This is a genomic window from Glutamicibacter sp. (genome assembly GCF_032154645.1).
Classification (GTDB): domain Bacteria; phylum Actinomycetota; class Actinomycetes; order Actinomycetales; family Micrococcaceae; genus Glutamicibacter.
Genome location: NZ_JALDXV010000016.1, coordinates 67184 through 74059 on the forward strand (window position 1 = coordinate 67184; position 6876 = coordinate 74059).

At 58.5% G+C, this 6876-nt stretch carries 8 protein-coding genes; 3 read left to right on the forward strand and 5 right to left on the reverse strand.

Going from position 1 to position 6876, the window contains the following annotated elements:
- The first annotated feature begins 26 nt into the window (after positions 1–26).
- Complete coding sequence (locus RUH64_RS13030) at positions 27–1364, forward strand: amino acid permease (protein WP_313813954.1); 1338 nt, start codon at positions 27–29, stop codon at positions 1362–1364.
- On the opposite strand, the gene RUH64_RS13035 is transcribed toward RUH64_RS13030, so the two are convergent.
- Complete coding sequence (locus tag RUH64_RS13035) at positions 1357–2034, reverse strand: YoaK family protein (protein WP_313813955.1); 678 nt, start codon at positions 2032–2034, stop codon at positions 1357–1359. The genes RUH64_RS13030 and RUH64_RS13035 overlap by 8 nt on opposite strands.
- Positions 2035–2197: 163 nt before the next feature.
- Here RUH64_RS13035 and RUH64_RS13040 point away from each other — a divergent pair, with 163 nt between their 5' ends.
- On the forward strand, positions 2198–2872 hold the full coding sequence (locus RUH64_RS13040) for a DsbA family oxidoreductase (RefSeq protein ID WP_313813943.1): 675 nt from the start codon (positions 2198–2200) through the stop codon (positions 2870–2872).
- A 14-nt stretch (positions 2873–2886) separates the two neighbouring features.
- Here RUH64_RS13040 and RUH64_RS13045 read toward each other — a convergent pair whose 3' ends face one another.
- Positions 2887–3513 (reverse strand): LytR C-terminal domain-containing protein, encoded by a 627-nt coding sequence (locus RUH64_RS13045; protein WP_313813945.1) that lies wholly within the window; start codon positions 3511–3513, stop codon positions 2887–2889.
- Positions 3514–3559: 46 nt separating this feature from the next.
- Positions 3560–3862, reverse strand: a complete 303-nt coding sequence (locus RUH64_RS13050) for a type II toxin-antitoxin system VapB family antitoxin (protein WP_313813946.1) — start codon at positions 3860–3862, stop codon at positions 3560–3562.
- A gap of 296 nt (positions 3863–4158) precedes the next feature.
- Between RUH64_RS13050 and RUH64_RS13055 the strand changes: the two genes are divergently transcribed.
- Positions 4159–5199 (forward strand): 2-oxoglutarate and iron-dependent oxygenase domain-containing protein, encoded by a 1041-nt coding sequence (locus RUH64_RS13055; RefSeq protein WP_313813948.1) that lies wholly within the window; start codon positions 4159–4161, stop codon positions 5197–5199.
- Positions 5200–5459: 260 nt separating this feature from the next.
- On the opposite strand, the gene RUH64_RS13060 is transcribed toward RUH64_RS13055, so the two are convergent.
- Both RUH64_RS13060 and RUH64_RS13065 read right to left on the reverse strand, forming a co-directional pair.
- Positions 5460–6206: a response regulator transcription factor gene (locus RUH64_RS13060; protein WP_313813949.1), complete on the reverse strand. Its 747-nt coding sequence runs from the start codon at positions 6204–6206 to the stop codon at positions 5460–5462.
- 62 nt (positions 6207–6268) lie between these two features.
- Entirely contained in the window at positions 6269–6634 is a 366-nt protein-coding gene (locus RUH64_RS13065; protein WP_313813950.1) for a VOC family protein, read from the reverse strand.
- Positions 6635–6876: the final 242 nt, after the last annotated feature.

Sequence of the window (6876 nt, forward strand, 5' to 3'; positions counted from 1 at the left end):
GGCTCACCGCCCGCCACATCCGCTTCATGGCCCTGGGGTCGGCGATCGGAACCGGCCTGTTCTACGGGTCGTCCGCCGCCATCCAGGCCGCCGGACCCGCAGTCCTCTTTGCGTACATGATCGGCGGCGCCGCCGTCTTCATCGTCATGCGCGCCATGGGAGAGATGGCGGTGAAGCATCCGGTGTCGGGATCCTTTGCCCATTACGCCTCGCGCTATTTGGGCCGCTTCGCCGGGTTCATCACCGGGTGGACCTTCACCTTTGAAATGGCGATCGTTGCCATCGCCGACGTCACCGCCTTCGGCATCTACATGGGCTTCTGGTTCCCCCAGGTGCCGCAGTGGATCTGGGTGATGGCGGTGGTGCTGCTGATCGCCTCGATCAACCTGATGCAGGTCAAGGTCTTCGGTGAAACGGAGTTCTGGCTTGCGGTGGTCAAGGTGACGGCGATCATCGCGATGATCGTCGGCGGCGCGCTGCTGATCATCTTCGGCTTCAGCGCCCCGGGGGCACAGACCGCACCCGGCTGGGACACGCTGATGGTTTCCGGCACTCTGTTCCCCAACGGCTTCACCGGTCTGCTGCTGTCATTCGCCGTGGTGATGTTTGCCTTCGGCGGCATTGAAACCATCGGCATCACCGCTGGCGAGGCCGACGACCCCTCGCGCTCGGTGCCGGCGGCGATCAACACGGTGCCCTGGCGCATCCTGCTGTTCTACGTAGCCTCCCTCGCGGTGGTGATGATGCTCTTCGACTGGCGCCAGATCGACGGTTCGGCCAGCCCGTTCGTGCAGATCTTCGACGCGCTGGGCCTGCCGGCGGCGGCGCACGTGCTCAATGCGGTAGTCATCACCGCCGCGGTTTCGGCGATCAACGCGGACACCTTCGGCGCCGGACGTATGCTCTTTGCGATGTCCCAGGCGGGGCACGCACCGAAGTCTTTCGGCCGGATTTCACGCAACGGCGTGCCCTGGATGACGGTGGTTGTCATGGCGGGGGTGCTGTTGGCGGGGGTGGTGCTCAACGCCCTGCTGCCCGAGGCGCTGTTCACCATCATTGCTTCGGTCGCCACCTTCGCCACCGTCTGGGTGTGGATCATGATCCTCGCCTCCTACCTCGGCATGCGCCGGGCGGAACGCCGGGGAACCGAAAGCACCGAGGGCTCGGACTATGCGGTCCCGGGCGGCAAGATCGCGGTGTGGATCACCATGGCCTTTATGGGGTTGGTCGTTGTGCTGCTTGCCCTGAGCGCCGAAACCCGCATCGCGCTGTATGCGGGCGCCGGTTGGCTGGTGCTGCTTGCGGTGCTGTACCGCTTCGTCGACCGCGAAGCGGCCGAAAAGCACTTCGCCCAGATCAAATAATCTCACGGCCCACGCCGCTGCGCGCCGGGACTTGTGCCCCGGCGCGCAGCCCTCTGGCCAGGGCCAGCACGGACCACAGGCTCATGGCCGCAGCCACCAACCAGAGGCTGCTCAGGCCAAGGTGCAGGTAGCAATACACCCCTGCCAGAGAGCCGAGCGTGATCATCGACCACAGCACCGCATAGGGTGCCCAGGCCACGAGGCTGGTGGCATGCTTTCCACCGGTGAACAGGGCGATCAGTGCGCCGCCAAGGTGCTGCCCGAATTTAACCAGGGTTCCTGTCATGTAGGTCAGGCCCACAGACACCTCACCGGAACGCGTATAGGACACGTTGACCGAGCCCATGGAGGCCGCCAACAAGCAGGCGCCGAACAGACCCAGTTCGCCGAGGCCGAGGTCTTCCCTGGTGCCGAGCGCCGCTGCTCCCAGCATTAGCGCACTGGAAAGAAACATGACAATGGGACGGCGGAAGCTCCCAGCCCTGAAACTGAGCAGCGTCGCAGCAACCACTCCCGCAACGAAGCTTCCTACTAGGCTCATGGCCATCGCCCAGCCCGAAGGATCGCCGCTCATTAATGCGGCGGAGGATCGCGTGGAGTTTCCCGACATGAAAGACAGAAAGTAGCCGCCGAAGTGGATGAATCCCACCCCGTCGACGAACCCTGCCATCGCCGTCACGACCCCCGCGAAAAGGATAGACCTCCACCGAAGATTTCTGGCCACCGAACCCCGCTCCCCCTTCTGTACAGTAGTTTCTCCAGCTCATCTTGCCATTGCTGCGATCCTGCCCACTAAACGGAATGGAGCAGGCGCCTGAAGTGTTGACAACTATATGAGTGAAACTACCGAAAACCAGCGCCTGCGCGTTGACATCTTCTCCGATATTGCCTGCCCTTGGTGCTTCATCGGCAAGCGCCACTTCGAATCCGGGGTGGCCGCTTCGGGGCTGGGCGAGAATATCGACGTCTACTGGCATGCCTACCAACTTGATCCAAGCCTCCCCGAACATTATGAAGGCAGCGAACACGACTATCTAGCCAAGGCCAAGGGGATGGCCCCGGAGCAGGTGAGCGCCATGATGGAGCATGTCACCGCCCAGGCCGCCGGCGAGGGTCTGAACTATGACTTCGCAAACCTGGTTGTCGCCAATTCGTTCACCGCGCTGCGCGTGCTGGAATACGCAAAGCAGCACTCGCTGGGCAATGAAATGAAGGAAGCGCTGCTCTCAGCACACTTTGAAAAGGGGTTGGACACCGGCGACACCCAGACACTGCTGAAGCTTGCCGGCGAGGTTGGCCTGGATGCAGAGGTACTGGGTGAAGAACTGGCCGACGGACGCTACACCGACGAGGTCAACGCGGATATCGCTCAGGCTCGGCAGATCGGCGTAACAGGAGTGCCATTCTTCATCCTCGATGGAAAATACGGGATCTCGGGTGCACAGAGCGCCGAAGTCTTCGCCAATGCGCTGACCCAGGTTCACGCCGAGGTCAACGCCGCACAGTAACTGGGCGGCTGCGACTATTTGGCCGGGGCGCAGGTTAGTTTGCCCGCAGTGGTATCCAGCTTGCGCTCCTTGACCAGATAGTCGAACTTCGACCCCAGCGCCAGACTTACCTGTGTCCCATAGGACTTCGGATCAAAGACGAACACTGAACCGGGTACCTGGCGTTGGACCGTCAAAGCCTGCGCGTAGCCTTGGGGACCAGCGAATACGGTCGCCACCTGATCTGAATATTCTTCGAATCCCGAGGTCGTGTCCGCAATTTTGAAGCCACGCTTTTCCAAAGACTCCGCGGTTTTTCCAGCCAATCCTGCGGTGTCGGTGGTGTTCATGACCACTAGTTTGAAACTACCGGGATCTTGGTAGACGAAGTCCAGATCTGGACATTCTTGGTTCTTGATCTCGGCTGGCCCGTTGTCGCTTGCCTGCCCCACGCCGGCAGTGTCGCCGATCTTCACGACCCCGGTGTATACCAGCGTCGCCGCCAAAAATACCAGCAGCACGACTACCGCCATGCTGCTGAAGACAATATTCTGCCTGCGTCGTGCACGTTTCTTGGCTTGAGCGTCGGATTCGAAGCTGAGCTCCTGCTCATCGACGATGTGCGCTCCACGCCATGTGCCACGATCTTCTTGCTCGCGCATGCGTACACCTGCCTCGACAAAGATTCCTCGGTTGGCGACAGCTTACCTAATCAGCGTCGAGATCCAACACCCTTGCATGAATGATCGAGCGATGATGAAGCGCCGAACGAAGCGCTCGGTGCAGCCCATCCTCCAGATATAGCACGCCCTGATAGCGCACAACGTGCGGGAAAAGGTCGCCGAAAAATGTCGAGTCTTCGCTGAGCAATGTTTCCAAATCCAGCGTGGCCTTGGTCGTGACCAACTCATCGAGCTTGACCTGCGAAGGCGCGACGGCGCTCCAGTCGCGAGTGGAATTCACCCCATGTTCTGGGTATGGGCGCGAGTCGCCAACTGCTCGAAAGATCACGATTCAAGCATAGGGAAATCCAGCCCATCTTTCCGCTAAGCCTGCCCTATCTCGGGGCTGCCGCAGGGTTTCGATGGTTCGAGGTATGGGCATTATTCATGAACCGGCGCAACGCGCAGAATCACGAACTCCAAATAATCGTTTCATAACGACATTTCGCTTAAAAAGCACGGTTTGCGCAAAGTATGGGTAATTATTACGCTGCAGGCAAGGATTGTTACGTTGGGCGAAACTTGAGGGAACCGTGCGTAACTTTAGCTAGTAACAATGGCATTTTCGGGTGCACTCTGGGGTGTATGAACAACGTAGTCACCGAGATCCCAGTACTCGATATTTCTACTTCCCGCGACGCCGACGGAAGCTTCAACTCGAAGTTCGTCTCCGATCTGCTCGACGCGGCGCACCGCGTCGGCTTCTTCCAGATCGTCGGCTACGCATCGAAAGAGAATCAGGCTCAAGACCTGCTGGACACGGTCGCGCAGTTCTTCGCAAAGCCGGTAGAAGAGAAGGTCAAGCTCGACAACCGCAACAGCGCCCAGTTCCGCGGCTATACCCGCCTGGGCACCGAGATTACCCGTGGGCGGGCAGACTCCCGCGAGCAGATCGACTATGGGCCAGAGCGCGAAGCGCTTGGCGTCATCCCCGCCGACAAACCCTACCTCAACCTTCAAGGACCCAACCAGTTCCCGGAAGACTTCCCGCAGCTGCGCGAGCAGGCCATGGACTGGGCGCAGCTGATGCACGAGACTGGCCATGAGCTGCTCTCGGCTATTTCGGTCGGGCTTGGACTAAGTGAGGACTACTTTGACGAGCCATTCTCCGGGACTCCCGCCTGGATGGGCAAGCTTGTCCACTACGTCGGCGGCGGGCTGGTACCGGAAGCCGGCAACCAGGGGGTCGGACTGCACGCGGACTATGGCTTCGTCACCTTGCTATTGCAAGACCAGATAGGCGGCCTTCAGGTGCAGCCTTACGGCCAGGAGGAATGGATCGAAGTCCCGCCGACACCCGGAGCCCTGGTGGTAAACCTCGGTGAAATGCTGGAGGTCGCAACCGACGGTTACCTCATGGCAACGATCCACCGCGTAATTGCCCCGCCCGCCAACGTCGACCGCTATTCGGTGCCATTCTTCTACTCGCCGCGTCTTGATGCGGTGATCGACAAGGTCACGCTCCCTGCCGATCTGGCCGCCGAGGCCCGCGGTGTTTCAGACGATCCGCAGAACCCGATGCTTGCATCTTACGGAGCTAATGTTCTCAAGGGCTGGCTTCGCGCCCACCCGCAGACGGCGGCGCTGCACTATCCGCAGATGATCAAAAACAGGGCGACGGCCTAATACTGTGAAGGCTTCGACGAGGTATTGCGCTACCACGTCGAAGCCTTCACCCATTTAAAGCGAATGCGCCGCAAAACTCAGGACTTACCCCGAGGCCTGACGAATCCCCCAATTTTCTGCTATTCGCAAGCTCAACCGCAATCGCATGGCACGAGGCCATGGTCTTATTTTGCTTCAAGACACTCAAGCCCTGATTCCGATGGGCTCAAGATTCGCTCAAGATTGCGGGAGTTATTTTTAGCATACGGTTGCGACTTGGGTTAAGTACGACCATTTACCAGTCGATACCCAACTCCCCTCACTGTTTCAACCCATTGAGAAGCTCTGGCAGAGTCACCGAGCTTGCGACGCAAATTTGCCACATGAACTTCAATACTGCGCACATCGGAATCTGTTACGTACTCGTTCCCGTGGTTGTCGCCGTTTAAATTCACCCTCCGGGCCAGCTCTCTCTTGCTGTGCACCCGCCCGGGTGATCGCATTAAAATTTGCAACAAAGCGAACTCTGTCGCGGTCAAAATAATCTGCTCCCCGTCAAGCTTTACCTCCCAGGCAGCAGGGTCCAGCGTCAAGGACCCATGGCGCAAAATTTGCTGCACCTGCCCCTTGGCTTCTTGAACGCTGCGCGAAGTCAGCGCCTGCCGACGTATCAGCGCATCTACCTGGGCTCGGAACTCTCCCTCACGCAAAGGCTTTGAACTATAACCGTCTGCCCCTGCATCAAGTGCCAAAACTACTTTGATTTCATCGTCGGGTTCTAATACAGCCAAAATATAGGCATCTGATACGGTCGACAGTCTGCGAATTGTCTCAATACCGTCAATATCTGGCAGGCCAAAACCGACGATGACTAGTTCCGGCACCGTTTGCGTCGCCAATCCAACGCCTCTTACTCCACTGTTCTCTTCATGAACCGTGAATCCAATTTGGCGCAATACTACACATATGCGATTGCGCTCCGCATCATCATTTTCGATGACGACGGCTATTACAGCTTCCCCGTCCACGCTTTTCCCCATTCCCCATAAAAGCGATCGCGAAAGCCTGCGATGACAGCCAAGCGCGATGACTACATGGTACCGGAGAGGACGCAGAATTCGTTACCCTCTGGATCCCGTAAAACGACCCAGTCATCGTTTTCAGATTGACCCACGTCGGCATAATTAGCGCCCAGCCCCACGAGCCTCTCGACTTCTTCTTGCTGTGTGCTTGCGATGGGACGCACGTCGATGTGGAGCCGATTTTTTGTGGTTTTAGACTCGGGTACTTTAGCGAAACACAGGACAGGCTCTCCGGCGCGCGGCTCTGATCGTGCAATGCTGATCAGGCCAGCCTCTGCTTCGATCACCTGATAATCCAGCGCTGCGCACCAGAAGCGGGCGACCACTAGGGGGTCTGTGCAGTCGATCGCGATTTCGCTGATTCCAACGGGCATAGCAATTTCTCCGCAAATTTTTCGGAACAGGCCAATTCAACTTACGCGGGAAGTCTACCGCTGCGCCAGGGATAGATGGGCTCCGACCAATATGTCGGCGAATACCGATATTTTCTGACTAATAAAATATGCATGAAAATACGAAAATGCCCCCGATTTCTCGGGGGCATTTCAATTTGCGGAGGATAGGGTGTCTGGTCTCAAGACATCCTTCACCCATGTCACGGGACATCCTTCACCCC